Genomic DNA, 26,505 nt, shown 5'->3' with positions numbered 1-26,505 from the left:
TTGTGAAAAAATGTACAATCTAATTGAAAAGTTAGGAACGCATATATGAAGTAAAGGTCTAGGAGGATACTTATGGGGAAATTTGGATTAAATTTTTTTAAGCCAACTGAAAAGTTTAATGGTAATTGGTCAGTACTTGAAAGTAAAAGCAGAGAATGGGAAAAAATGTACCGTGAACGATGGAGTCACGACAAAGAAGTGAGAACAACACACGGCGTGAATTGCACTGGATCATGTTCATGGAAAGTTTTTGTTAAGAATGGCGTCATTACTTGGGAAAATCAACAAACAGATTATCTTAGTTGTGGTCCAGAAATGCCGGAATATGAACCAAGAGGATGTCCTAGAGGTGCATCATTTTCATGGTATGAATATAGTCCATTAAGAGTTAAATATCCCTATATCAGAGGTCAACTTTTAGAATTATGGCAAGAAGCACTTGAAGAAAATCATGGAAACAAAATAGCTGCATGGGCATCTATTGTAGAAGATGAAGAAAAAGCAAAACGTTATAAACAAGCACGTGGTATGGGTGGTCATGTAAGATCAAATTGGAAAGATGTAACTGATATTATTGCTGCTCAATTATTATATACCATCAAAAAGGACGGTCCAGATAGAATAGCTGGATTCACACCTATTCCAGCGATGTCTATGGTGAGCTATGCAGCTGGCGCACGATTCATTAATTTATTAGGCGGAGAAATGTTAAGTTTTTATGATTGGTATGCTGATTTACCACCAGCATCACCTCAAATTTGGGGAGAACAGACAGATGTTCCTGAATCAAGTGATTGGTATAACGCTGCTTACTTGATTATGTGGGGTTCAAACGTGCCATTAACACGAACACCAGATGCGCACTTTATGACAGAAGTGAGATATAAAGGGACTAAAGTCGTTTCTATCGCGCCGGATTATGCTGAAAATGTAAAATTTGCTGATAATTGGTTAGCACCTAACCCAGGTACTGATGCTGCAGTTGCTCAAGCAATGACACATGTTATTTTACAAGAATATTATATCAACAATCCTAATTCACGATTTATTAATTATGCTAAACAATATACAGATATGCCTTTTGTATTAATGTTAGATCAAGATGACAATGGTTTGAAAGCAGGCCGATTTTTAAGAGCAAGTGATCTTGGACAAGATACAACAAACGGAGAATGGAAGCCTGTGTTATTTGATAACTTATCAAATCAACTAGTTGTTCCAAATGGCACGATGGGACAACGTTGGGAAGATGGTAAACAATGGAATCTTAAATTAGAAGATGAAGATGGCAATGTTATTCAACCTAGTTTATCCATGGATGAAAGCGATTTTGAATTACAACAAATTCAATTTCCATATTTTGATAGCAATGGTGATGGTGTCTTTGAACGCCCTATACCTACTAAGAAGATTAAATTAGCTAATGGTGATGAAAGATATATTACTACTGTATATGATTTGATGGTTAGTCAATATGGTATCAAACGTTTTAATCATGAATTAGAAGCGACGGGATATGATGATTCGCATTCTAAATATACACCTGCATGGCAGGAAGACATTACAGGTATAAAATCTAGTTTAGTCGTTCAAGTTGCAAAAGAATTTGCCCAAAACGCTATAGACACAGAAGGGCGTTCAATGATCATTATGGGTGCTGGTATCAACCACTGGTTTAATTCCGATACAATTTATCGTTCGATTTTAAATTTAATTATGTTATGTGGCTGTCAAGGAGTAAATGGTGGCGGTTGGGCACACTATGTTGGACAAGAAAAATGTCGACCTATTGAAGGTTGGAATACGATTGCATTTGCTAAAGATTGGCAAGGACCACCTCGTTTACAAAATGGTACAAGTTGGTTCTATTTCGCGACAGATCAATGGAAATATGAAGAATCAAATGTCGATAAATTGAAATCACCTTTAGCGAAACATATTAAACATCAACATCCAGCTGATTACAATGTTACAGCTGCTAAATTAGGTTGGTTACCATCGTATCCTCAGTTTAATAAGAATAGTTTGTTATTCGCAGAAGAAGCTAAAGAAAATGGTGATGATTCAAATGAAGCCATATTAAAACGTGCGATTAATGAAGTGAAAACGAAACAAACAAAATTTGCAGTAGAAGATCCGGATTTAAGAAAAAACCATCCTAAAACATTATTCGTATGGCGTTCTAATTTAATCTCTAGTTCTGCTAAAGGACAAGAATATTTTATGAAACATTTATTAGGTACAAAATCAGGATTATTAGCATCACCAACCGAAGATGATAAACCTGATGAAATTCAATGGCGAGAAGAAACAACAGGTAAATTAGATTTACTCGTATCACTCGATTTTAGAATGACAGCGACGCCATTATATTCGGATATTGTTTTACCAGCAGCAACTTGGTATGAAAAACATGATCTTTCTTCTACTGATATGCATCCTTATGTTCATCCATTTAATCCAGCCATAGATCCATTGTGGGAGTCTCGATCAGATTGGGATATTTATAAAACACTCGCTAAAGCAGTGTCAGAAATGGCGAAGGATTATCTACCAGGTACATATAAAGATGTCGTAACAACACCGTTAGGTCATGATTCCAAACAAGAAATAGCAACACCATTAGGTATCGTAAAAGATTGGTCTAAAGGAGAGATAGATGCCATACCCGGTAAAACCATGCCTAACTTTACAATCGTAGAACGTGACTACACGTTAATTTACGATAAATATGTTTCTGTTGGACCGAAATTAGAGACAGATAATGTAGGGGCACATGGCGTTAGTTTTAGCGTGAAGGAACAATACGAAGAATTAAAAAGTATGCTAGGGACTTGGAATGATAAAGACCCTAATTCTATCAAAAATGATAAACCAAGAATTCACTCTGCTCGAAATGTAGCAGATGCAATGTTGAATATTTCATCTGCTACAAATGGTAAATTATCACAAAAATCTTATCAAGACTTAGAAAAACAAACAGGTATGACGTTAACAGATATTTCAAGTGAACGTGCGTCTGAAAAAATAACATTTTTAAATATTGGTTCTCAACCTAGAGAAGTTATACCAACTGCAGTGTTCCCTGGATCAAATAAAAATGGACGACGTTATTCACCATTTACAACTAATATTGAACGACTCGTTCCTTTTAGAACGTTAACTGGTCGTCAAAGTTACTATATTGATCATGAGGTTTTCCAACAATTTGGAGAAAGTTTACCGATTTACAAACCTACGTTACCGCCAATGGTATTTGGTACTAAGGATAAACAAATTAAAGGTGGCACTGATACTTTAATTCTGCGTTATCTTACACCACATGGTAAATGGAATATTCACTCTATGTATCAAGATAATAAACATATGTTAACGCTATTTAGAGGTGGTCCAACAGTTTGGATTTCTGATGAAGATGCTAAAGAACACAACATTCAGGATAACGATTGGTTAGAAGTATATAACCGAAATGGTGTCGTTACTGCGAGAGCTGTTATTTCACACAGAATGCCTAAAGGTACCATGTTTATGTATCATGCACAAGATAAACATATTCAAACGCCAGGTTCTGAAATTACAGATACTAGAGGTGGATCACATAACGCACCAACACGAATTCATTTGAAACCAACACAGTTAATAGGTGGCTATGCTCAAATTAGTTATCATTTCAATTATTATGGACCAATTGGTAATCAAAGAGATGTATATGTAGCAGTAAGAAAGATGAAGGAGGTCAATTGGCTTGAAGATTAAAGCGCAAATAGCAATGGTGTTGAATTTAGATAAATGTATAGGTTGTCATACTTGTAGCGTTACTTGCAAAAACACATGGACAAATCGACCTGGGGCAGAATATATGTGGTTTAATAATGTTGAAACAAAGCCTGGTACAGGATATCCCAAACGTTGGGAGGATCAAGAGCACTATAAAGGCGGTTGGGTATTGAATCGAAAAGGCAGATTACAACTTAAATCTGGTAGCAAGTGGTCTAAAATAGCCCTTGGAAAAATCTTCTATAATCCTGATATGCCATTAATTCAAGATTATTATGAGCCATGGAATTATAACTATGAGCATTTAACAACAGCTAAGGCAGGTCAACACTCACCAGTAGCAAGAGCTTACTCTGTTATTTCTGGAGAAAAGATGGATATTGAATGGGGACCTAACTGGGAAGATGATTTAGCTGGTGGTCATGTGACTGGACCTAAAGATCCAAATATTCAAAAGATAGAAGAAGATATCAAGTTTCAATTTGATGAAACCTTTATGATGTACCTACCAAGATTGTGTGAACATTGTCTTAATCCAAGTTGTGTTGCATCTTGTCCATCAGGAGCTATGTATAAAAGAGATGAAGATGGTATTGTTTTGGTCGACCAAGATGCATGTCGTGGATGGCGTTATTGTATGACTGGATGCCCTTATAAAAAAGTTTATTTTAACTGGAAAACGAATAAGGCCGAAAAATGTACATTTTGCTTCCCTAGAATTGAAGCAGGCATGCCTACAGTCTGCTCAGAAACCTGTACAGGTCGAATGAGATATTTAGGCGTATTATTATATGATGCTGACAGAGTGGAAGAAATGGCGTCGACTGAAAATGAACAAGATTTATATGAAAAACAATTGGAATTATTTTTAGATCCATTTGATGAAGAAGTCATTGCGCAAGCTGAAAAAGATGGTGTCAATCATGAATGGATTGAAGCGGCACAACAGTCACCGATTTATAAATTAGCAATTGAATATAAATTAGCATTCCCATTGCATCCAGAGTATAGAACTATGCCAATGGTGTGGTATTGCCCACCATTAAGCCCAATTATGAGTTATTTTGAAGGTAAAAATTCAGAACAAGATCCGGATATGATTTTCCCTGCCATAGAAGAAATGCGCTTACCGATAGAATATTTGGCGAACATGTTTACAGCCGGTGCTACAAAACCGGTCAAACAAGCACTACAGAAAATGGCTATGATGAGAAGTTATATGAGAGCACAAGTGACTCAAAAAGATTTCGATGTTGAACGTTTAACGCAACTAGGACTTACTGAACGTCAAACGAAAGATATGTATCGATTATTAGGTTTAGCCAAATATGAAGAACGATTTGTGATACCGACGACACATAAAGAAACTTATTTAGATACTTATCACGCTCAAGGTTCGCAAGGTTATGGTGGTGAAAACTTCGGCGTTAATTGTGAAGGATGCGGCGTCGCTGTTGCTACGGACAAATCAGGTCAAGACATTTATAACGAGCGGTTTTATGGAGGGATTTTCCGTGATTAACTTTGACAATTTATATCGATATCAAGACAGTTTAGGATATATCGCAATGCAATTATGCTTCCCTGAGAAAAAGACATTTAATGAAAATATATTTAACGAAGTCATCGATCCTAGTCATCCGGGGTATGAAGACCTAATAGCATTTAGAGAACAGATGATGCAATATACGTTATCTGAAATTCAACAAATATATACAGATACCTTTGATTTTAGCAAAAAAGCACCATTATATATGACCTATAATCAATTCGACACTCAAAAAGAGAGAGGCCAAATGTTAGCAAAACTCAAAGTTTTGTACGAAATGTTTGGATTAAAAATGGTAGATAATGAATTGTCAGATTATCTACCATTGATGCTACAATTTTTACAGACAATAGAATGGCGTGGCGATGAAAGGGCAGAAGAAAATATTCAATTAGTCATCATGATTATTGAAGATGGAACATTTGTAATGGCAAATGAACTTGGAAAACAAAATCATCCATATGGGTACGTAATACAAGCATTAAGAAAGACTTTGAAATTATGTTTAGAAGTACCAGAAGGGGTGGCTCAACATGATTAATCAATTTTTATGGGTCATTTATCCATACTTATGTTTAGCTATATTTATCATAGGACACATTGCAAGATATAAGTATGACCAGTTTTCTTGGACTGCAAAGTCTAGCGAATTAATTGAGAAAAAGAGACTGAAATGGGGAAGCTTGCTATTTCATTTAGGCGTAATTCCAGTTTTCTTTGGACATGTAGTTGGTCTTGTTATACCGAAATATTGGATGGACTCATTAGGGATTGATGAGCATATGTACCATTTTGGAGCAGTCTATATTGGTAGTATTTTTGGTATAATGACGTTAATAGGTATGTTGTTACTTACTGCTAGAAGAATTACAATTAAAAATGTAAGGCGTTTAAGTTCATTTTCGGATATTTTTGTAAATATTCTTTTATTAATTATTATCTTCATGGGATGTTACTCTACAATAGTTACGAATATCATGCATATCGACTTTAATTATCGTGAAACCATTTCAGTATGGTTTAGACAACTCTTTATGTTTAAACCGCACGCAGATTTGATGGCCAATGTACCATTGCAATTTAAATTACATATGGTATTAGGGTTTACCATTTTTGCATGTTGGCCATTTACGCGTTTAGTTCATGTATGGAGTGTACCATTATCGTATACAAGTAGAAGGTACATTATTTATCGAAAAAATAAACTATAGTAATTCAAAGGTGGAAATAGTATGATGCCAGATTCAATGTTCGAAAGCCAAAGTTTTCAAGAAAATATTGATAGAATTAGATTAGAACAAGGTTTTGATTTTGCGGCGTTAGCTTTTTATGAATCAGCGAGCACCTATTCACCTATAAAATGGCAATATGTATCAGGTAACAATAATGATAGATATAAATTGATTATATTACGTAAAGGTCGAGGTCTAGCTGGTAATGTGATGAAAACGGGAAAGAGAATGATCATTGCTAATGTAGATATGGCCTTAACACCTGATGAAAAGGTGAAGTTTCCTATATTATTAAGTGAAAATTTAACGGCGGTCATAGCTATTCCACTTTGGTATCAACAACAGGTGTATGGGGTTATGTTGTTTGGCCAAAGAAATCATAAGCCATTACCAATTAATGTGTATGATATAGATATTTATAAACAATTAGGCATATTTAATGAAGAAATTTAGGTGATTAACTTGACGGTTAATAATGAACAACTTGAAGTGTTGCTAAGACGTTACTTTGAAAGCACAAATGAAAAGATTGTTTTTGTGAATAATAGCGGAAAGATTATAGCAATGAATGAAGCAGCTAAAGAAGTTATTTCGGAAGAAGAAAATTATAGTGCAATGACGAATGCGATTTGTAGACGATGCGAAGGTTACACGAATGAGTATGACGTACAGTCATGTAGAGATTGCTTTTTAGATGTAGCACAACCTCATCATTCACAATTCCAAGTATTTATGAAAACAAAAAACAGAAAAATCGCACCATTTACAGCTTCTTATCAAACCATAGATCCGGTTAAAGGTATTAATGCATTTACATTGCAAGATGTTGCACCTCAAATTGAACGACAAGAAAAAATGAATCAACGCCGAATGATGAGAAAAACAATATCCGCGCAAGAAAATGAACGTAAGCGTATATCTAGAGAACTACATGATAGTGTTATTCAAGAAATGTTGAATATTGATGTTCAATTACGTTTGTTAAAATATCAACAAGATAAAGAGAAAATATTGAATGATGTTAAAAATATTGAAGGTTTAATGTCACAACTCGTTGACGATGTCAGACATCTATCAGTTGAATTGCGTCCTGCATCTTTAGATGATTTAGGATTAGAGGCAGCATTTAAATCTTATTTTAAACAATTCGAAGAAAATTATGGTATGCAAATTAATTATGTTTCTAATATCGTTAATCATCGCTTTGATAGCGAGGTGGAAACCGTCGTGTATCGAGTTGTGCAAGAGGCTGTTTATAATGCTTTAAAATATGCTGGTGTTAGTGAAGTAGAAGTCACTATTCAACAAAATGAACTGACGTTAATCGCTGAAATTATTGATAGAGGACAAGGATTTGATCCGTCTTCCAAACCGAGAGGATCTGGACTAGGGTTATATGGAATGAAAGAGCGATCCGAACTTGTTGGAGGGAATTTAAATATTGAGACGCATATAGGTAAAGGAACGATTATTACTTTAGAAGTACCACTGTAAATTAATTTTTTGGGGAATAATGTTGAAAATAGTTATTGCCGATGATCATGCAGTTGTTAGAACCGGTTTCTCTATGATATTCAACTATCAAGAGGATATGGAAGTAGTTGCTACCGCTGCTGATGGTGTAGAGGCCTATCAAAAAGTTTTGGAGTTTAAACCTGATGTACTATTAATGGATTTAAGTATGCCACCAGGTGAATCAGGGCTTATCGCAACGAGTAAAATTCATGAAAGTTTTCCTGAAACAAAGATTTTAATCTTAACAATGTATGATGATGAAGAGTATTTATTTCATGTATTGAGGAACGGTGCGAAAGGTTATATTTTGAAAAACGCACCTGATGAACAACTATTGCTTGCTATTAGAACAGTTTATAATGGTGAGACATATGTTGATATGAAATTGACCACCTCATTAGTGAATGAATTTGTGAATAGTAGTAATCAGGAATATACAGATACATCAGATCCATTCAAAGTGTTATTCAAACGAGAATTAGAGATATTGCCATTAATAGCAAAAGGCTATGGCAATAAAGAAATAGCAGAAAAACTATTTGTATCAGTTAAAACAGTAGAAGCACATAAAACACACATTATGAACAAACTAGAATTAAAATCAAAACCAGAACTCGTAGAATACGCCATGAAAAAGAAACTCCTAGAATTTTAAAGCCCCTTATCGCATTAGCGATTAGGGGCTCTTATGCATTAGCGCAAGCTAAGGCGAACCGAAGAGAAAAATCGCTTTAGCGATTAGGGGCTCTTATGCATTTAAAGAAGTACTTCCATTTTCAATGGTTAGTACTTCTTACGCAGTAGCGAAAGCTACTGTGATCCTTTTTAATAGGGGAATTACATAGTCGAATAAGGGATTATCCTAATGTTCAACTTTTCACAAAGTCGATAAAATCAAATTAAGATTAGTTCTATGTTCATTAATAGAGTTATTGAAGGTCAAACCCGCATAGTACTAATAAATAAATGAATTCGACGAGGGTGAAAATATGGACAAGACAAAAGGTGGATTTCAGCTCACATTACAAACACTTAGCTTAGTAGTTGGTTTTATGGCATGGAGCATTATTTCTCCATTAATGCCATTTATTTCTCAAGACATTAAAATTTCAGCTGGACAACTATCCATTATTTTAGCAATACCAGTCATTTTGGGATCAATATTACGTGTTCCTTTTGGATATTTAACTAATATTATTGGAGCCAAATGGGTATTTTTCTGTAGTTTTATAGTGCTTTTATTTCCCATTTACTTTTTAGGGCAAGCACAATCACCAAAAATGATGATGTTATCTGGATTCTTTCTTGGTGTGGGTGGTGCTATATTCTCAGTAGGTGTTACATCAATTCCAAAATATTTCCCAAAAGATAAAGTAGGATTAGCGAATGGTATTTATGGTATGGGAAACATTGGGACAGCGATTTCATCATTTTTAGCACCGCCAATTGCAGGGATTATTGGTTGGCAAACAACAGTTAGAAGTTATTTAATTATTATTGCTATATTTGCAGTATTAATGTTTATATTTGGAGATAACCATGAGCCTAAAGTAAAAGTACCGCTAATATCTCAAATGAAAATCTTATTTAAAAATTATAAACTATACTATACAAGTCTTTGGTACTTTATTACATTTGGTGCGTTTGTAGCTTTTGGACTATTTTTGCCAAACTATCTGGTGCAACATTTTGGTATAGATAAAGTTGATGCAGGCATTCGTTCAGGTATATTTATTGCTTTAGCGACCTTCCTGAGACCAGTCGGAGGCATATTAGGTGATAAACTAAATGCAGTTAAGGTTCTAATGGTAGATTTTATCATTATGATTACAGGTGCATTGATTTTAGGTTTCTCTAATCACATCGCATTATTTACCATAGGATGTTTAATGATAAGTGTGTGTGCAGGTATTGGTAATGGTCTTATTTTTAAATTAGTACCATCATATTTCGCGAAAGAAGCTGGATCAGCGAATGGTATTGTATCAATGATGGGGGGACTAGGCGGCTTTTTCCCACCATTAGTAATCACTTATGTTACAGGGGTAACAGGTTCAAGTCATTTAGCATTTATCTTTTTAGCTATTTTCGGACTCATCGCATTAATCACAATGGTTCATTTAAATAAAAAAGAAGCATAAATATATAACACCCTCATCTTGGTTATACCGTGACGAGGGTGTTATTTTTTGATTTATAATATAGATATAGTTGTTGCGTCTTCAGAATCGTGTTGTTGTTTAGGTAAGCGTATATTTAAGACGCCATCCTCAAATGTTGCTTTGATTAAATCTTTATCTACATCCTCAAATTCAAATCGACGGACAAGTTCTCCGTTAGAACGTTCATTCAATTGCGCTTGTCCATGATGAGGTTCTAGAAACTTATTAGCTTTAATCGTTAATGTATGATGATCAAAAGTTAATGATATATTTTCCTTTTTTACGCCTGCAAGTTCAGCTTCTATTAAATAATGATCACTTTCATTATATAGGTTGGCGGGAAATGCTTGTGAGGAAAACTGATTAAACACTTGCTTACCTAAATCTCTAAACATATCAGTAGGGTCATTTTTTAAAAATGCATTGTTAAAGAAGTCATTACTAGGCATACGATTCGCTCCTTTTAATTAACTAAATTTGAATCATATTTAATTGTAGATTCATTATATGTACTGTTTAGGGTGAGGTAAAGTAAAAAGGATTTATGGAGTGATTATTAGTTCTAGAGAATACAGACAAAAGCTTACAATATGAAACATTTGTTCACATAACTTGGATTTACATGTATAAAAGAAAGATATGAATGTTGAGGGAAAGTTTACTTTTGTCTTTTTCTCTATAGAAGTATTACTTTTCTGTGGATTTATCAAAGTTTTTAGAAACAAACATTTGAAGATGGTTGATTAATTCTTTCGCTTCGTTAACGTCGATATCAAATTCGCCAAATACTTTTAGTGACACTTCAGATAATGGTTTTTTAATACTTTTACCATGATCAGTCAGTGAAATTTGAAGGTTTCTTTCATCTTTTTCTTCACGAGTTCGAACGACGTAATTTTTCTTTTCTAATTTTTTTAGTAATGGTGTTAAAGTGCCTGAATCTAAGAAAACTCTATCACCTAAAGTTTTGATGTTAAGTTTCTCATCTTCTTCAATCGCCATTAGCACTATATAACCAGTGTACGTGAGTTCGTATTCCTTTAAATAACTAGAATACTTTTTGATAATTTCTTTAGATGAAACATAGAATAAAAAGCATAATTGTTTGCTTAAATAACTATTTTCTACATACATTAAATCACTCCTTGTTAAGCTAACAATATTATGAAGTGTATGACTTGTCAAGTGCCGTTCTAAGTGATATAGGCAAATTGCTTTTCATTTAAAAATTACAAAATTATAATAAAACTTAATTGTTTTGTAATATCAAACGACTTATTTAGAAAGAGGAGAACTTTATGGAAAGAATCTCAAAATTTGATGATGTATTAAAAGGCAGAAAATCTGTAAAAGTATTTGATACCGAATATATAATTAGTCACGAAGAAATGGATGAAATGATTCAAAAAGCAACGAAAGCACCATCATCCGTAAATATGCAACCATGGAGATTAATGGTAGTGGATTCTGAAGAAGGTAAAGAGAAAATCTTACCATCATTTGGGATGAACTCAAGACAAGTGAACACATCTTCTGCGATGATTATTGTTTTTGGTGATTTAAAAAATTATGAAAAAGCTGAACAAATTTATGGTGATGCAGTAAGTAAAAAACATATGACTGAAGAGATTAAAGATAAAATGTTAAGTTGGGTGCTTCCTCATTATAAAGGGCTATCAAGAGAAGGCATGAAAGATATCGTAAATATTGATAGTAGTTTAATGACGATGCAATTTATGCTTGTAGCTAAATCTCATGGCTATGATACGAATCCAATCGGTGGATTTGATAAAGCTAATATTGCAGACGTTTTAGGTTTAGATAGTGATCGTTTTGTACCTGTTGTAGCTATTGCAGTAGGTAAAGGGGCGCAAGAAGCGCATGAATCAGTACGTTTGCCACTTGATGATGTTAGACAATATTTATAATAACGTATAGACAAGCGTTTAAGTACAAAATTCAGATAAGAATATTTTGTTACAAAAGTTTTATAAGACTTTAAAAATGTATGCTTTTCGTTCATACTAATTAAGATAAGGCAAAAGGAGTCTATAAAATGAGTAGGAAACAGAAATTAATTAGAATTATTATTATATTAATCATTTCGTTAGTTTTAGCATTTGCATTTTTCTTCGCACTTAAAACATATCAAGGCCATAAAAATATTGAAATGGTCGATAGTTATTTTAAAGAACATCATCTAAAAGATAAGATAAAAAAAGAAGAAACATTATATAGTGCTAAAAAAGGTGTGTATTATAAGGAAGTTATTTTTAAAGATGAGCCTAAAGTAACTTACGTGATACAACCTATAAGTACAAATAAAGGTATCTTTGCAGAAGGTTTTGATACTGAAACTAAGAAAAGTCTAAAGAGTGCTAAACATAATTACTTTAATAAAAATTATAAGCCCTCAAATTAGTCAAAATATTTTTAGGTTATCGATTTAAAAAATCGGTAACCTTTTTTTCTTATTGTGTAAGTTTAATATGTAGTTAGAATTGTGATTAAAACAATAAAAATGGTAAAAGTAACCGTAGTAAAATACTCTGGTTTCACAAATATTTAGAAATTTCAACACAATTATTTGTATTTGTTATTTAAAAAATTATAGCTATTTTTAAGTTATCTGATATAATTAAGTGATGTCAGATGAAGGGGAGTTTGCAATATGGCTCTATTCAAGAGAAAAATTAGTCTTCCAGTGCAAGTATTAATTGCGTTGGTTCTAGGTGTTGTCGTTGGACTTATATTATATGGAAATGAAGAAGCGGCTAACTACATAAAGCCATTTGGAGACGTCTTTTTAAACTTAATTAAAATGATCGTTATTCCAGTTGTGTTCTGTTCTTTAGCGTTATCTATTTCGAACGTAGGGGAGTCGAAAACTGTAGGTCGCTATGGATGGAAAACAATACTTTACTTTGAGATTATAACAACAATCGCTATTGGTCTTGGGATTATTTTTGGTAACTTGTTCAAACCAGGTTCTGGACTTGATCCATCCAAACTACCAAAGGGCGATATTTCTAAATATCAATCATCTGCACACGCTGCAGAACAATCTACATACGGTAATCATTTTATTGATACCATTGTAAACATTGTACCTACAAACTTTTTTGAAGCTTTAACTAAAGGAGAATTATTACCAATTATCTTCTTTGCTGTATTCTTCGGTTTAGGCTTAGCTGCCATCGGTGAAAAAGCAGAACCTGTTAAATCTTTCTTAAGTGGTACATTAGAAGCAGTATTCTGGATGATTAACAAAATTTTAAAATTAGCACCATTAGGTGTCTTTGCATTTATTTGTACAACCATTATTACATTTGGTGCATCAGCTTTACTTCCTCTACTTAAACTTGTATTAGTTGTCGTCTTCGCGATGGTATTCTTTGTAGTTGTAGTATTAGGAATTGTAGCAAGAATGTGTGGCATAAGTATTTTCTCTATTATGAAAATACTAAAAAGTGAAATTCTTTTAGCTTTCTCAACATCAAGCTCAGAAGCTGTATTACCAGTAATGATGAAAAAGATGGAAAAATTTGGTTCACCAAAAGAAATTACATCATTTGTTATACCAATTGGATATACATTTAACCTAGACGGTTCAGCATTGTACCAATCAATCGCTGCTTTATTCGTCGCACAAATGTATGGTATGCATTTAACGTTAACAGAACAAATTGTGTTAATGTTAACATTAATGCTTACATCAAAAGGTATGGCAGCAGTTCCAGGTACTTCAATCGTTGTTTTATTAACAACATTAGGTGCAATGGGATTACCAGCTCAAGGACTTGCATTAATTATAGGAGTTGACCGTTTATTAGACATGGTACGTACAGTCGTTAACGTTATGGGTAACGCTTTATCAACTGTAGTTATCGCAAAATGGGAAAACTTATATGATAAGAAACAAGGCCAAGAGTATTTAAAATCACTATAAAATAATAAATCTGACATTTTTAGAGCCCCTTATCGCTTTAGCGATTAGGGGCTCTTATGCATTAGCGCAAGCTAAGGCGAACCGAAGAGGAGAAAATCGCATTAGCGATTAGGGGCTCTTATGCATTTAAAGAAGTACTTCCATTTTTAATGGTTAGTACTTCTTACGCAGTAGCGAAAGCTACTGTGAACCTTAAAAGCACTTCCATTTTTAATGGTTAGAGGCAGTGGATGACTGGTAAGTTACTACGCGATGCTTGTAACAAACCTAGTCATCTTGTGCCGGTGAAGAACGACGAAATATAAAATTTCTGTTCTTCACCCTCTTACGCAGTAGCGAAAGCTACTGTGACCCTTAAAAGTACTTCCATTTTTAATGGTTGGAATTATGTGAATACGAGCAATATATACAAATAAAAAGGAAGCAAGCCATTGATGACTTGCTTCCTTTTTATATTACATATGCATATGTCCCATATCATGGATTTGAGTCATTAATCCATGTGGTACATCGTCATGATCTACTTTTTTCACTTTAGCAATTTTGCCAGTTTTTTCGTTCTTAGTAATCATAACAAAATCTTCTTTTTTAACAGATACTTTTGCATCTGATGGAAGTTTAATGTTCTTTTCAATTTTTTCGTCTTTTTCACTAATCATTTTATCTATTGTAGTATCATTTTTCATAACACCATAGTATGTTTCTTTTTTGCCGCCAGCCATCATTGCGACAACTAAAACAATACATACAATAAGCATAATTGCGATAAGACCAAAACCTAGTCCTTTTTTACTCTTCATTATATATTCTACTTTAGTATTGTTGTTTTCTATTTCATTTATACAGAAAATTAGAGTAATTTGCAATTAAATTCAAAATATAAGTGTTTATTATTAATTGGAAAATTCATAAAATATACGCATTTGTCATTAATTAACAAAAAATATATCTGAAAGGATTAATTTTACGGATTAGTATTGGACGATCCATTGGTCGTACAAGTTGAGTCACGTAAATGTTTTTATACATAAGCTCCTCTATCATTTAGTTAAGTGGCATTTATTCAATTACATGTGTAAATGTGATATTAAATATAAAAAAGCACAAAGATGATTTATATTTTTTAATCGCCTTTGTGCTATGATTTTGGAGTTGTGTTCTATACTCGCTATATCATTATAATTCAATTGTGAAAGGTGTATCTAAATCTTTGTCATTCATTAGTTTGATAGACTTAGGAATAACTTTTAACACACATAATTCAGGGTCTTTATTAGAATCAAAGAATGATTTGTCCTGTGTTTCCCATAACCAATCAATGACTTTTTGATCTTTAACAACTTCAATCGTTGCATCAATTTCAACAAAGCTATGATTAGTAGTCTCATTATAACCTAATAAAATATAGGCATAAGGATTATCTTCAATCTCTTCAACTTTAATTGAGTTGATATTTGTCTTAGTATAAAGCGTTAATTCATCATTATAAAACACCATATATCTACTATTAGGTTTATTATTAAAAGCAGTAGATAATACACCGACTTTAGAATGATCTAATACTTTTTCAATCGCTTCTGTTGCTTTTTGATTATCCAATATAATCATCTCCTTAGTGACAACTATATCCTTAAATGACCATTGTTAAACTTTAGCTATATTTAAATCATTAATTAGGTTTAATACAAACATACTTCACTTCATCGTGTTTTAAAATCAACTTGATATCTTGATTATCGTGTTCTAGGAGTGACAATTCAGTTTTTGGGTGATTCGAACGTTCTAGTTGTTCAACCATCTCCTTATCAAGAAACAGTTGTTGTCTACTCTTCGGTAATAAATTATCAATAGTGCCATGTTCATTATTCAACGTTTGGATAGTAATTAATGAATTTGCTTTTAAATGATTTTTAAATATGAATTCTAGTTGTGTATCAGATAAATATCGATCATTGATTTTATTAAATAAAATAAAATGATAATTACCATCTTTTCGGCTCATGATGTAATTATTAGAAATTTGAATAGGTTCATTCACAAATACATGTGCCATTTTATAAATATGAATGAGGGGAAGTGCATTACCGAATTCATTAAATAGAGAAATATAAATTGACCCCGTTGCAATCAATTGGTAACTAATGCCACCACCATAGCGTAATAGCGCAATAATATGACACACTAAGTCGGCGAGTTGTAATGGATGTGTACCGTTGTTAGTATATTTGAAACATTTTAATGATAAATAATCATACACAAAGCGTGTGGAGTCTATACCAGAATCCATGATAAATTGCTTATAATTATCAAAATGAGTGGTTGTATGATTATATGTTTTCCTTTTGTTAATCAAGGATAATGTCGTTTCTATATTTTCAATATCTATTAAATAATAATCAAAATTGAGTCTTCTTAAAATATCATATGTTTTATCTAACGTTTGTTCTTGATGCAATAATCCATCTATAGTCACACCATATTTGATATCTCTATTTTTATTTCTAATTTTTAAATGACATAGATGAATATCATGTATGGTCATTGTTGCTGAATCAAAAATGAGCATCAGTTTGACTGTCTTTTTATTTAATTGATAGTCTGTATGACCTTGTAAAAACATCAAGACGAAATGATTAACTGCCTTAAAATCCTCTTTGGATTTAATGGTCATTGCCAAGCCGATATGTCGTTCGAATAATTTATCAAAGCATCTATATAATAAATGATAATTGATTTGATTCGTTGTTAAATCCTTTATATCGTTGATAAGTATGACCGGTTCAGGTAAAAATGAAAAGTCTATATCGAAATAGTCATTGAAGGTGAAGTGAAATAATTCATTGAAATTATCAAGTCGGATAAATGCTTTGGAAGCTTTTGAATGATCTTTAGGATCAAAATGTTCTAAGTCAATTTTCGTAATTTCTGTAGTTATTTGATCATTAAAATTAAAGTTTTCTATGAGTGGTAAAAATGCCTCATTATCGTAATCAACAATGTTTAAATGTGGCATAGTATCAATTTGATTGATATAAGTACGATATTGTTTAGGGCTAAATTGTAAATAGTTTTTAAATTGATTAGTAAAATTGGTATGACTAGTAAAACCAGATGTTTCGGATATAGCGTTGATTGATAAATGAGAGGTCATAAGTAGATTAATAGAATGACATAATTTTAGACTTGTAAAGTAGTCTTTAAAATTCATATTCAAATATCGATTAAATAAATTAGAACAATAAGATTCAGAAATACTACTATTATGAGCAACATCCTTTAAAGAAATTGGCTGAGTCAATTGTTCATCTAGAAATTGAAGACAATTTGCAAATAAAGGAGAATTTACTGCAATGTTAGGTATATAATTGCTTTCTAATTTTATTACTGCTTCTTTATATAAGGTTTGTATGATTTTAGAGCAGACTTGTTGGTCTTTATGATCTTTTGAATCTTGTTGTAATAATTGAAGTAATAGCGTTTTGATGTAATCACTTGATTGCAATAAATGTCTATCAAAGTAACATTCAAAAAACGACGTATCTTCTATGTAGAAATAAAAAATAGGTATATTTAATTGAACTAAATGTGTCGCATTTTTTATTTCATATATATCACCATGATTAATAATTGCAATATGAGCATCTAAATCTTTAAGTTCACCGTTAATTTTAATCCTTAATTCATGACTTAATGAAAATAATATGATGATTTGATTAATATTACGACATGGCTGCGTTTGATGTTGAGTGAATAGGGATAAATGGCATGACATGTTATGTGATGTGACTCCTCTTAGTTTTTTAGTATTAAAATATAATAATCACTTATAAATTGTTCAAATTGAATATATATGAGAATATTCATAGTCTAAGTCATTTAATATGCGATTGAATAATAATAGTTATTATAATAGATTTTCATTCAAATAGTAATAGTTAAAAATAAAAGTTATTATAACAATTTTTGTGAAAACGTAGTCAATTTTGTGTTGTTTGCAATACAAATGGAAATTTAGAAATGTAGTAAAGAGTATTTGGAAATTTTCAATAGAGTGAGAATGAAATATTTAGTGGATAATAATAATAGATTTCAATCCAAAAGAAATTTAAAACATTTAAATCTTGGATTGTTAATCTGTGGTTTTAAATGTACGTTATATTCACATCTTAGATATAACAACAAAAGAGAGAGACAACACAGAATCACATACGCCATATTTAGTGAATAAATAATCAACTTAAAATAAGAATAAACATCGAGATTTAACGCATACAATCCTTATTTCTTCATCACACATAAACTCTATGTGTAAAGGCATAATGACATTGGTTTGAAATCTTTAAGATATATCAACTAGAACATGCAGCTGATTTTGACCAATATAGAAATAGGGTGGCATCCTGAGAAATCACATCTTCTGAAAATTAAAGTATGATGAAGCATCAATTTTTAAGTAGCGATTTTTATAATCATTAATTTGAAATACTCCCCCCGAAGTGATAACAAATTAAATGAAGCATGACAATAACTTTCACTGGATGTTATAGCATTAAGTTCTATTTATTGTTTATTATTATTTTGTGATACATCTTAGAATTAATCTTTCTTTAGAATTTAACATAATGTACATTTAATGTGGATTAAAGGTGACTACCTTTTTGACACAAAATTAAGAGGTTGAGATATAAAGCTTTTTGCTCTGGGAAACCGATTAACGGCGTCCCAAAAGCAGGATTATCGGCAGAAGGGACCCAACATAGAGAAATTGGTATTCCAATTTCTGCAAACAATGCAAGTTGGGCAAACACTCACGATTCGACAAAATTTGGAAAACAATTCAAATGAACAAACTCAACTATTGAGTTTGTAAGAACTACTAACCTATGAATAAGGAAGTAGTTCTTTATCATCGTTTGGTTCTGCACAAATCCTTAACGCTTTTGTCACGACCTCTTTTTTATTCATTTAATACTGTACTTTGTTGTATATACTGCACGTTATATTTATCAGCTAATATACTTAAAAATGACATTAAATCATGAATGGATACGTCATGGTTAATAAATAGTTTCTTTAATTTTTGAGCACTTTGCTTTTCTTCGTCAGTAGCCCATTTTTTAAAGTATCCCCACATATGATCATAAGCATTGATGACACTTCCTTGACTGGGTTCAATAGTGATAGCATGTTCAATCATCATACGAATTTCCTCGTAAGAAACTTGCGATTTTAGTTTTTCTCGAATAGCATCATATTGTTTTTGACTATGCAGTAAAACACGATATTTTTCTTCTCGCCATAATTGTTCGATGTGTCCACGTTCTTTCAAGTTGTAGCCCCCTATGCGTATAGTATTCATATATACCCGTATTCATAACTGTTCAATGACATTGATAAAGCTAATACTTTTAAATTTAATCAAAAAGTAAAAAGGTGGTGTTGATTTAATTATTGGAACCGGTTACAATTAAAGTAGTTATTTTGGAACCGGTTCTAAAAATGGGAGGGATTAGACAAATGAACTATAAACAATCTGCAGAAGAGATACTTAATGCCATTGGTGGCGAAGAGAACTTAGATTCAATGGCCCATTGTGCAACCAGACTTAGATTAATATTGAATGATGAGAGTAAAGTTGATGAAGAAGCCTTATCTAAAATGGATGTTGTTAAAGGAACATTTTCAACTGGTGGACAATATCAAATTATTATAGGGTCTGGAACTGTTAATAAAGTATTTAACGAAATGGAACATATCACTGGTAAAGAAGCGTCTACGACTTCTGAAGTGAAAGACAAATCGACTAAAAATATGAATCCATTACAACGATTTGTCAAAATGCTATCTGATATTTTTGTACCAATTATTCCGGCAATCGTAGCTGGTGGTTTATTAATGGGTTTAAACAATCTATTAACAGCTAAAGACTTATTTTATGCAGGTAAATCTTTAATTGAGGTACACAGCCAATTCGCAGGACTAGCAGATATGATTAATATATTTGCGAATGCGCCATTTACATTGTTACCTATTTTAATTGGTTTTAGTGCTGCTAAAAGGTTTGGGGGCAATCCGTTTTTAGGGGCTGCACTCGGTATGATTTTAGTACATCCAAGTTTAATGAGTGCCTATGATTTTCCAAAAGCAGTAGAAGCAGGTAAAGCGATTCCACATTGGGATGTATTTGGATTACATATTAACCAAGTGGGTTATCAAGGACAAGTATTGCCTATGCTTGTGGCAGCTTATATATTAGCCACAATTGAAAAGTGGTTGCGTAAAGTAGTTCCAACTGTATTGGACAATTTATTAACACCATTGTTATCTATCTTTATCACAGCGTTTTTAACATTTTTATTTGTTGGCCCAATTACAAGACAACTAGGTTATTGGTTATCTGATGGATTAACTTGGTTATATGAATTCGGTGGTGCTATTGGAGGATTAATTTTCGGTTTATTATATGCACCTATTGTCATTACAGGTATGCATCACAGCTTTATTGCAGTGGAAACAACGCTGATTGCAGATCAAGCTAAAACGGGCGGTTCATTTATATTCCCAATTGCTACGATGTCTAATATGGCACAAGGTGGGGCAGCCTTAGCATCATTCTTTATTATAAAAAATAATAAAAAATTAAAAGGTGTTGCTTCAGCAGCAGGTATTTCAGCAGTTTTAGGTATCACAGAGCCAGCCATGTTTGGTGTTAACTTGAAACTACGAGATCCATTTATTGGTGCCATCGTTGGCTCTGGTTTAGGAGCAGCCTATATTTCATTCTTTAAAGTCAAAGCTATTGCATTGGGGACTGCAGGTATACCAGGATTTATTTCAATCAATCCTAACCATGGTGGTTGGTTACATTATCTAATCGGTATGGTCATTGCATTTGTAGTATCTGTGATTGTAACGTTTGTCTTATCTAAAAGAAAAAAATATAAAGAAGTTCAATAAAATAAAAAGATGGACAGTTAGAGTACATTGAACTCTAGTACTGTCCATCTTTTTATATTTAAAACTGGTTATAACTTCTGTTTTCGCCATAAGTATACACTGACAATCGCAACAAGTATCAGTGAGATACCAACAACGATAATCCAAGAAATATAACTATGATCATCTAATGGTAATGGAACATTCATACCAAAGAAACTAAATACGAGTGTTGGAAGGGTTAGTAACACCGTAAACATTGTTAAAGTTTTCATAATGGTGTTCATATCATTAGATAATAGTGATGCATAGGATGTTGTAATACTTTCTAAAATGCGCTGATGTAACTCAGTAGTTTCTATCGCTTGGTTATTTTCAATAATTAAATCTTCCAGTAACTCTTCGTCATCTTCAAATCGTTTAATAGCAGGCAAACGGAATAATTTTTTAATAATGGTATCGTTACCTTTTAATGCGGCTAAAAAGTAGACTAAACTTTTTTCAACTTCCATTAATTTGAAAAGTTGTTTATTTGTAATGTTATTCTTTAATTCTCTTTCAATACGAATTCTTGATTTATTAAGCAATCTTAAGTTTCTATTATAATGGTTCGCAATAGTAGTTAATAGTTCTAAAGCGAATCGACTATGAAATTTGAGATTAATATTATCTTGTCTTGAAAAATTCTCTAAGAACTCATTTTCAGCATCACAAATTGTCATAACAATACCATTTCCAATGACGATACCCAGCGGAATCGTAATAAATGATAAAACACTACGATTAGTAGAATTGATTAATGGTAAATCGATAATAATGAGAGAGTATCCAGTGTCTTCATCATATTCGATACGTGCGCTTTCTTCTGAATCTAATGGATCTCGTATAAAATCTTCAGGTAAATGATAGTGATCCATTAAATATTCGATTTCTTCTCTATCAGGTTCAACAACATTAATCCATAATGCTTGTTGATCTATTGGTGTTTCAATAATTTCATTATTAATTTGATTTGAATGTTTATATGCAGTGATCATTTGTTAAAGTCCTTTCAAAGCTTTTTTTCAAACGCATCACTATGTTTATCGAGCAATGTGTTTAATTCATATGGTTATATCTCTGTTCGGCCATAATCCTTAGTGGACCGTAATAAATAATTTTAAAAATGTGTGTCACTAATTCGTCAACAGAGATACGGTTTGAGTCTAATACCCAATACCTAATGATAGATATTGTAGCACCAGATACGTAACTATGAAAATACATTTCAGGGATGCCTTCAATTTTGTTATCGACACTGACTTGATGTTTCATATTATATTGTATCAAATCGCTTATTTTTTCTTCTAAGCGACTTTTTCTTTCTAAACTCAAAATCGTATTGTAAAAGTCTAGATTATCATACACATGTTGAATAATGTTACGCAACACTTTATCAATAAATAATGTTGCTATCATTTCTACATTATCGCCTTGAATCTCTGAGAATTGAGTGAATTTAGAAATTTGTTCTATACACTCATCTTCCATATCAGTGAGGAGTAAATATTTATCTTCATAATGTAAATAAAAAGTACCTCGATTGATGTCAGCTTTATCTGCAATATCTTGAACTGTAATATTTTCAAGGCTTCGTTCTTTCAATAATTGTATGAAAGCATACTTAATTGCAGATTTAGTTTTGCGAACGCGTCTATCTTCTTTCAAAAATGTAAAACCTCCCTTAGTTAATAGACAATATTCATCATTGTGTTCAATAACGGACGTTTTTCTATTAATTGATTGTTGTTTATTTATTTAAACTCATTATAATTGGAAAAGTGATAAATATTCAACACAATGTTGAATTGCTTCAAGGGAGGAAAAGTTATGAATATATTTAAAAGCAAATTACTATGGTTGACACCAATCGCAATCATTTTAATATTAATGATTTTTGCAATTGCATTTTATCCAGCGTTTAATCCTAAACCTAAAGATATGCCAATCGCAATTGTAAATCACGATGAAGGTACTTCTATTCAAGGTAAAAAGATGAATATTGGTGACAAACTAGAAGATAAATTATTAGATAGTGATTCTAAAGCAATCAAATGGGTCAAAGTAGATAGCGAAAAAGATGCTAAACAAGGCATGGAAGATGAAAAATATTATGGCGCTGCTATATTTGAAAAAGATTTTTCTAAACATGCGATGAGTAAAACTCAAAAAGTAGTCATGGACAGCAAAAAAGCTGAAATGAAAGAGAAAGTTGAATCTGGTGAAGTGCCAGCGCAACAAGCACAAATGATGGCTAAAAAAATGGGTAATCAAAGTGTTGATGTCAAACAAGCACAATTAAAAACAATTGTAAGCCAAGGATCAAGTTTACAAGGTTCTCAAATGGCTACAAATGTATTGTCAGGTATGGGTGACAATATTAACAAACAAATTACTAAACAAAGTCTTCAAACATTAGAAAAACAAAATGTTAAAGTTGATGCTAAAGATATTGATTCTGTAACTAACCCTGTTAAAGTGGATAATGAAAAAATCAATAAAGTAAAAGACCATCAAGGTGGCGGTAACGCACCATTCTTAATGTTTATGCCAATTTGGATGGGATCAATTGTTATTTCTGTTCTACTATTCTTCGCATTTAGAACAAGTGGTAATATTAAAATTGCACATCGTTTAATAGCTTCTGTAGGACAAATTATCTTTACAGTGATTGCAGCATTTCTTGGTAGCTTTGCATATGTGTACTTTATGGGAGGCGCACTAGGATTTGACTTCGATCATCCAAACCGTGTTGCAACGTTTGTAGCGTTAGCGATTATGGGATTTGTTGGTTTAATATTAGGAACAATGACTTGGTTAGGTATGAAATCTGTGCCAATCTTCTTCATTTCAATGTTCTTTAGTATGCAAATGGTAATGTTACCAAAGCAAATGTTACCTAAGTTCTATCAACGTTATATTGTAGATTGGAATCCATTCGTACATTATGCTACAAGCTTAAAAGAAATCATTTATATGAACCACCATATTGAGTTGAATTCAACAATGTGGATGCTTATTGGATTTATGATTTTTGGTGCTGTATCTAGTTTATTAGCAGCAGCTATTAGAAAACATAGTACAAAACGTACTGAAGTACCATCATAAAATCAAGCTTTTTAATATACACTGTCGATAAGATATCATAACTTATCGGCAGTGTTTTGATGTATACAAAAAAGAGCAATCCCTTCTGACGGGGATTGCTCTTTATGTTATGAATAATTAATGATTAACGCGTTGCCAAACGAGTTTTTGATTGGGATTGTTTCCATTTTCAATGCTAAGTGTATGACCTTCAAGTTTGAATATACGTGGTTGTGTATCACCTAACCATGTTGGATTCATACTAACGTTCATCGTATGATAAACGGTTTGGTTTTCTTCATCTAATTCATATTTACCAGCATAAGCTAAATAGCCATGTGCAGCTTTCGCCATTTCATCTTTAGTACCAGTGTGAAGATCACCAGATGCATAAGCAGGACGACCTTGTTGCATCAATTGAGCTGACATATAACCATCTGGATTATACATAATAAACCCAGTTGCATCTTTGCCTAATGGATAGAAAATTTGGCCATTTTCATCTTCATCTTGATAACTTACTAATGACCATGTACCGATTAATTGTTCTTGTAATTGACTCATATTAAAATGCCTTCTTTCTTAAATATTAATTATGAATTATGCGTTTGAATCGCCAGAAACACTGATTGTTTCACCTGTGATCGCAGATGCACCATCTGATGCTAAGAAAACAACAGTATCAGCTATTTCAGAAGGTTCTAATAAGCGATTCATTGGTGATTTACTTGTAATATGTTTTTCCATTGCTTCTTGTTCAGTAGTACCATCTTGTTCTGCTAATTTTGCAAGTTGGTTTTCGATTAATTTTGTACGAACAGGTCCAGGTAATACAGCGTTTGCAGTAATACCATCATCGACTGTTTCAAGTGCAATTGTTTTTGTGAAACCAATTTGTGCGAATTTAGATGCTACATACGCTGATTTGAATGGATCAGCCATTTCACCATGTGCTGATGAAATAGTGATAATACGGCCTTGTTGTTGTTGTTTCATGCTTGGTAATACATGTTTAGTCATTAAGAATGTGCCTGTTTGAATAACACCAATAACTTGGTTCCATTTGTCTAATGGGAAGTCTTCAATTTTAGATATATATTGAATGCCAGCATTGTTAACTAAAACATCGATGGCACCGTATTGATTAGTTACATCTTTGATAGCATTTTTAACCGTCGTTTCATCTGTAACATCTACTTGATATGCAACACCTTTCTCTAATGACTGAGCTGCTGCTTCAGCAGCGTCTTTGCTCATATCAAAAATGAATACACGATCACCTTGTTGATCAAACGCTTGTGCGATAGCATAGCCAATACCTTGACCTGATCCTGTTACGATAACATTTCTATTCATATATGATTCCTCCTAAGCTTGAATTATGACCTAAAATGGTTCGAATAGTGTTTTAATAGTAAATAAATTGTAAAAGTAGTTATAATAATGGATACGACTAACTTAATTGTTGAAAAATCAATTCTATAGAAGCCATACAAATTAGATTTCATGAGATATAACTATTTAATTATATTAAGTTTTAATTTTTGTCGATTTGTTGACAATGATTATTATCTACCTGAAATCGTGATTTGTAAAAGACGTATTAAGATATAAAAGTCATAACTAAATAGTTATAAGGAGAAAGTGGTGAGTTAATGATTAACACAAATTCGGTCCAATATTTAGAAGCGGTAGGACGTTTTGGTAGTATATCTCGAGCAGCCAAACATTTATATATTTCTCAACCATATTTGAGTAAGTTTATTAAGGACATAGAAACTGAATTAGGTGTTACTTTCATAAATAGAGAAAGTAACCCTATCACATTAACGTATGCTGGTGAACGCTATTTAGATTATATGAACCAAATTAACTATACATATAAAGAAATGAAGCAAGAATTACAGAATATTTCAGAATTAAAAAAGGGAAGATTAGTAATAGGTGTGAATCCCATATTAGCAGCTCATACGTTATACGATATATTGCCTGAATTTATAAAAGCGTATCCCGGTATCGAATTAAAGTTAATTGAAGAGCCGTCTCATCGAATAGAGCAGCTTCTGATAGATAATAAAATAGATATCGCATTAACGATATTACCGTTTTATCAAGGGACTTTTAAATATGATGTTTTATATTCAGAAGCGATTTATTTAGCATTACCTCCTGATTACGCATTACTCTTAAGTCAACAAAGTGAGGAAAAAATGCGGAAGACATACATGATGATATAAGAAATGAACGATTTATATTATT

24 protein-coding genes are annotated in these 26,505 nt (G+C 32.4%); 14 read left to right on the top strand and 10 right to left on the bottom strand.

Annotated features, from left to right (window positions below):
* The first annotated feature begins 72 nt into the window (after positions 1–72).
* The 8 genes from ACJQQZ_RS07565 (at position 73) to ACJQQZ_RS07530 (ending at position 10,214) form a co-directional block, all read left to right on the top strand.
* Positions 73–3,756 (top strand): nitrate reductase subunit alpha, encoded by a 3,684-nt coding sequence (locus ACJQQZ_RS07565; protein ID WP_145505590.1) that lies wholly within the window; start codon positions 73–75, stop codon positions 3,754–3,756.
* The gene (gene narH, locus ACJQQZ_RS07560; RefSeq protein WP_049425528.1) at positions 3,746–5,299 is read left to right on the top strand and encodes a nitrate reductase subunit beta; all 1,554 of its coding nucleotides are present in this window, start codon (positions 3,746–3,748) and stop codon (positions 5,297–5,299) included. The genes ACJQQZ_RS07565 and narH overlap by 11 nt, the downstream gene beginning before the upstream one ends.
* Positions 5,292–5,867, top strand: coding sequence for a nitrate reductase molybdenum cofactor assembly chaperone (gene narJ, locus ACJQQZ_RS07555; RefSeq protein ID WP_002450336.1), 576 nt, complete (start codon positions 5,292–5,294; stop codon positions 5,865–5,867). The genes narH and narJ overlap by 8 nt, the downstream gene beginning before the upstream one ends.
* Positions 5,860–6,537 (top strand): respiratory nitrate reductase subunit gamma, encoded by a 678-nt coding sequence (narI, locus tag ACJQQZ_RS07550; RefSeq protein ID WP_049425529.1) that lies wholly within the window; start codon positions 5,860–5,862, stop codon positions 6,535–6,537. The genes narJ and narI overlap by 8 nt, the downstream gene beginning before the upstream one ends.
* Before the next feature lie 21 nt (positions 6,538–6,558).
* On the top strand, positions 6,559–7,011 hold the full coding sequence (nreA, locus tag ACJQQZ_RS07545) for a nitrate respiration regulation accessory nitrate sensor NreA (RefSeq protein ID WP_002450334.1): 453 nt from the start codon (positions 6,559–6,561) through the stop codon (positions 7,009–7,011).
* Between the two features lie 9 nt (positions 7,012–7,020).
* Complete coding sequence (nreB, locus tag ACJQQZ_RS07540) at positions 7,021–8,052, top strand: nitrate respiration regulation sensor histidine kinase NreB (RefSeq protein ID WP_049425531.1); 1,032 nt, start codon at positions 7,021–7,023, stop codon at positions 8,050–8,052.
* Between the two features lie 22 nt (positions 8,053–8,074).
* Complete coding sequence (nreC, locus tag ACJQQZ_RS07535) at positions 8,075–8,728, top strand: nitrate respiration regulation response regulator NreC (RefSeq protein ID WP_145505587.1); 654 nt, start codon at positions 8,075–8,077, stop codon at positions 8,726–8,728.
* Positions 8,729–9,062: 334 nt separating this feature from the next.
* Positions 9,063–10,214 carry a nitrate/nitrite transporter gene (locus tag ACJQQZ_RS07530; protein ID WP_002450330.1) on the top strand — a complete coding sequence of 384 codons (1,152 nt, stop codon included), beginning with the start codon at positions 9,063–9,065 and terminating at the stop codon, positions 10,212–10,214.
* Between the two features lie 53 nt (positions 10,215–10,267).
* On the opposite strand, the gene ACJQQZ_RS07525 is transcribed toward ACJQQZ_RS07530, so the two are convergent.
* Together ACJQQZ_RS07525 and ACJQQZ_RS07520 are read right to left on the bottom strand one after the other, a co-directional pair.
* The gene (locus tag ACJQQZ_RS07525; RefSeq protein WP_002450329.1) at positions 10,268–10,684 is read right to left on the bottom strand and encodes an Hsp20/alpha crystallin family protein; all 417 of its coding nucleotides are present in this window, start codon (positions 10,682–10,684) and stop codon (positions 10,268–10,270) included.
* Between the two features lie 238 nt (positions 10,685–10,922).
* Positions 10,923–11,369, bottom strand: a complete 447-nt coding sequence (locus tag ACJQQZ_RS07520) for a MarR family winged helix-turn-helix transcriptional regulator (protein ID WP_002450328.1) — start codon at positions 11,367–11,369, stop codon at positions 10,923–10,925.
* A gap of 164 nt (positions 11,370–11,533) precedes the next feature.
* Here ACJQQZ_RS07520 and ACJQQZ_RS07515 point away from each other — a divergent pair, with 164 nt between their 5' ends.
* The 3 genes from ACJQQZ_RS07515 (at position 11,534) to ACJQQZ_RS07505 (ending at position 14,184) form a co-directional block, all read left to right on the top strand.
* The gene (locus tag ACJQQZ_RS07515) at positions 11,534–12,163 is read left to right on the top strand and encodes a nitroreductase family protein (RefSeq protein ID WP_145505584.1); all 630 of its coding nucleotides are present in this window, start codon (positions 11,534–11,536) and stop codon (positions 12,161–12,163) included.
* A gap of 128 nt (positions 12,164–12,291) precedes the next feature.
* Positions 12,292–12,657, top strand: coding sequence for a DUF3139 domain-containing protein (locus ACJQQZ_RS07510; RefSeq protein WP_002450326.1), 366 nt, complete (start codon positions 12,292–12,294; stop codon positions 12,655–12,657).
* A 249-nt stretch (positions 12,658–12,906) separates the two neighbouring features.
* The gene (locus ACJQQZ_RS07505; RefSeq protein WP_002452444.1) at positions 12,907–14,184 is read left to right on the top strand and encodes a cation:dicarboxylate symporter family transporter; all 1,278 of its coding nucleotides are present in this window, start codon (positions 12,907–12,909) and stop codon (positions 14,182–14,184) included.
* Between the two features lie 455 nt (positions 14,185–14,639).
* Here the strand turns inward: ACJQQZ_RS07505 and ACJQQZ_RS07500 are convergent, their stop codons facing one another.
* The 4 genes from ACJQQZ_RS07500 to ACJQQZ_RS07485 all read right to left on the bottom strand — a co-directional run bounded on the left by ACJQQZ_RS07500 (position 14,640) and on the right by ACJQQZ_RS07485 (position 19,513).
* On the bottom strand, positions 14,640–14,984 hold the full coding sequence (locus tag ACJQQZ_RS07500; RefSeq protein WP_002452443.1) for a DUF4889 domain-containing protein: 345 nt from the start codon (positions 14,982–14,984) through the stop codon (positions 14,640–14,642).
* 376 nt (positions 14,985–15,360) lie between these two features.
* On the bottom strand, positions 15,361–15,792 hold the full coding sequence (locus ACJQQZ_RS07495; protein ID WP_408023110.1) for a pyridoxamine 5'-phosphate oxidase family protein: 432 nt from the start codon (positions 15,790–15,792) through the stop codon (positions 15,361–15,363).
* 61 nt (positions 15,793–15,853) lie between these two features.
* Positions 15,854–17,956 (bottom strand): AraC family transcriptional regulator Rsp, encoded by a 2,103-nt coding sequence (gene rsp, locus ACJQQZ_RS07490; RefSeq protein WP_408023109.1) that lies wholly within the window; start codon positions 17,954–17,956, stop codon positions 15,854–15,856.
* Positions 17,957–19,141: 1,185 nt separating this feature from the next.
* Entirely contained in the window at positions 19,142–19,513 is a 372-nt protein-coding gene (locus ACJQQZ_RS07485; protein WP_002452439.1) for a YbgA family protein, read from the bottom strand.
* A gap of 188 nt (positions 19,514–19,701) precedes the next feature.
* Between ACJQQZ_RS07485 and ACJQQZ_RS07480 the strand changes: the two genes are divergently transcribed.
* The gene (locus ACJQQZ_RS07480) at positions 19,702–21,141 is read left to right on the top strand and encodes a sucrose-specific PTS transporter subunit IIBC (RefSeq protein WP_408023108.1); all 1,440 of its coding nucleotides are present in this window, start codon (positions 19,702–19,704) and stop codon (positions 21,139–21,141) included.
* A 68-nt stretch (positions 21,142–21,209) separates the two neighbouring features.
* Here ACJQQZ_RS07480 and ACJQQZ_RS07475 read toward each other — a convergent pair whose 3' ends face one another.
* Together ACJQQZ_RS07475 and ACJQQZ_RS07470 are read right to left on the bottom strand one after the other, a co-directional pair.
* Positions 21,210–22,157 carry a magnesium transporter CorA family protein gene (locus tag ACJQQZ_RS07475; protein WP_145505576.1) on the bottom strand — a complete coding sequence of 316 codons (948 nt, stop codon included), beginning with the start codon at positions 22,155–22,157 and terminating at the stop codon, positions 21,210–21,212.
* Between the two features lie 61 nt (positions 22,158–22,218).
* Positions 22,219–22,827 carry a TetR/AcrR family transcriptional regulator gene (locus ACJQQZ_RS07470; RefSeq protein ID WP_002452436.1) on the bottom strand — a complete coding sequence of 203 codons (609 nt, stop codon included), beginning with the start codon at positions 22,825–22,827 and terminating at the stop codon, positions 22,219–22,221.
* 162 nt (positions 22,828–22,989) lie between these two features.
* Here ACJQQZ_RS07470 and ACJQQZ_RS07465 point away from each other — a divergent pair, with 162 nt between their 5' ends.
* Positions 22,990–24,267 carry a YhgE/Pip domain-containing protein gene (locus ACJQQZ_RS07465; protein ID WP_145505573.1) on the top strand — a complete coding sequence of 426 codons (1,278 nt, stop codon included), beginning with the start codon at positions 22,990–22,992 and terminating at the stop codon, positions 24,265–24,267.
* Positions 24,268–24,384: 117 nt separating this feature from the next.
* On the opposite strand, the gene ACJQQZ_RS07460 is transcribed toward ACJQQZ_RS07465, so the two are convergent.
* Together ACJQQZ_RS07460 and ACJQQZ_RS07455 are read right to left on the bottom strand one after the other, a co-directional pair.
* A complete protein-coding gene (locus tag ACJQQZ_RS07460; protein ID WP_049424211.1) occupies positions 24,385–24,810 on the bottom strand; it encodes a lipocalin-like domain-containing protein in 426 nt (141 codons plus the stop codon).
* 36 nt (positions 24,811–24,846) lie between these two features.
* Positions 24,847–25,602 carry an SDR family NAD(P)-dependent oxidoreductase gene (locus ACJQQZ_RS07455; RefSeq protein WP_145505570.1) on the bottom strand — a complete coding sequence of 252 codons (756 nt, stop codon included), beginning with the start codon at positions 25,600–25,602 and terminating at the stop codon, positions 24,847–24,849.
* A gap of 299 nt (positions 25,603–25,901) precedes the next feature.
* Between ACJQQZ_RS07455 and ACJQQZ_RS07450 the strand changes: the two genes are divergently transcribed.
* Complete coding sequence (locus ACJQQZ_RS07450) at positions 25,902–26,483, top strand: LysR family transcriptional regulator (protein WP_261369319.1); 582 nt, start codon at positions 25,902–25,904, stop codon at positions 26,481–26,483.
* Positions 26,484–26,505 lie beyond the last annotated feature (22 nt).

It is taken from the genome of Staphylococcus sp. KUGN1, assembly GCF_045984185.1.
GTDB classification, from domain to species: Bacteria; Bacillota; Bacilli; order Staphylococcales; family Staphylococcaceae; genus Staphylococcus; species Staphylococcus warneri_A.
This window is presented reverse-complemented; position numbering and strand designations above follow the sequence as displayed.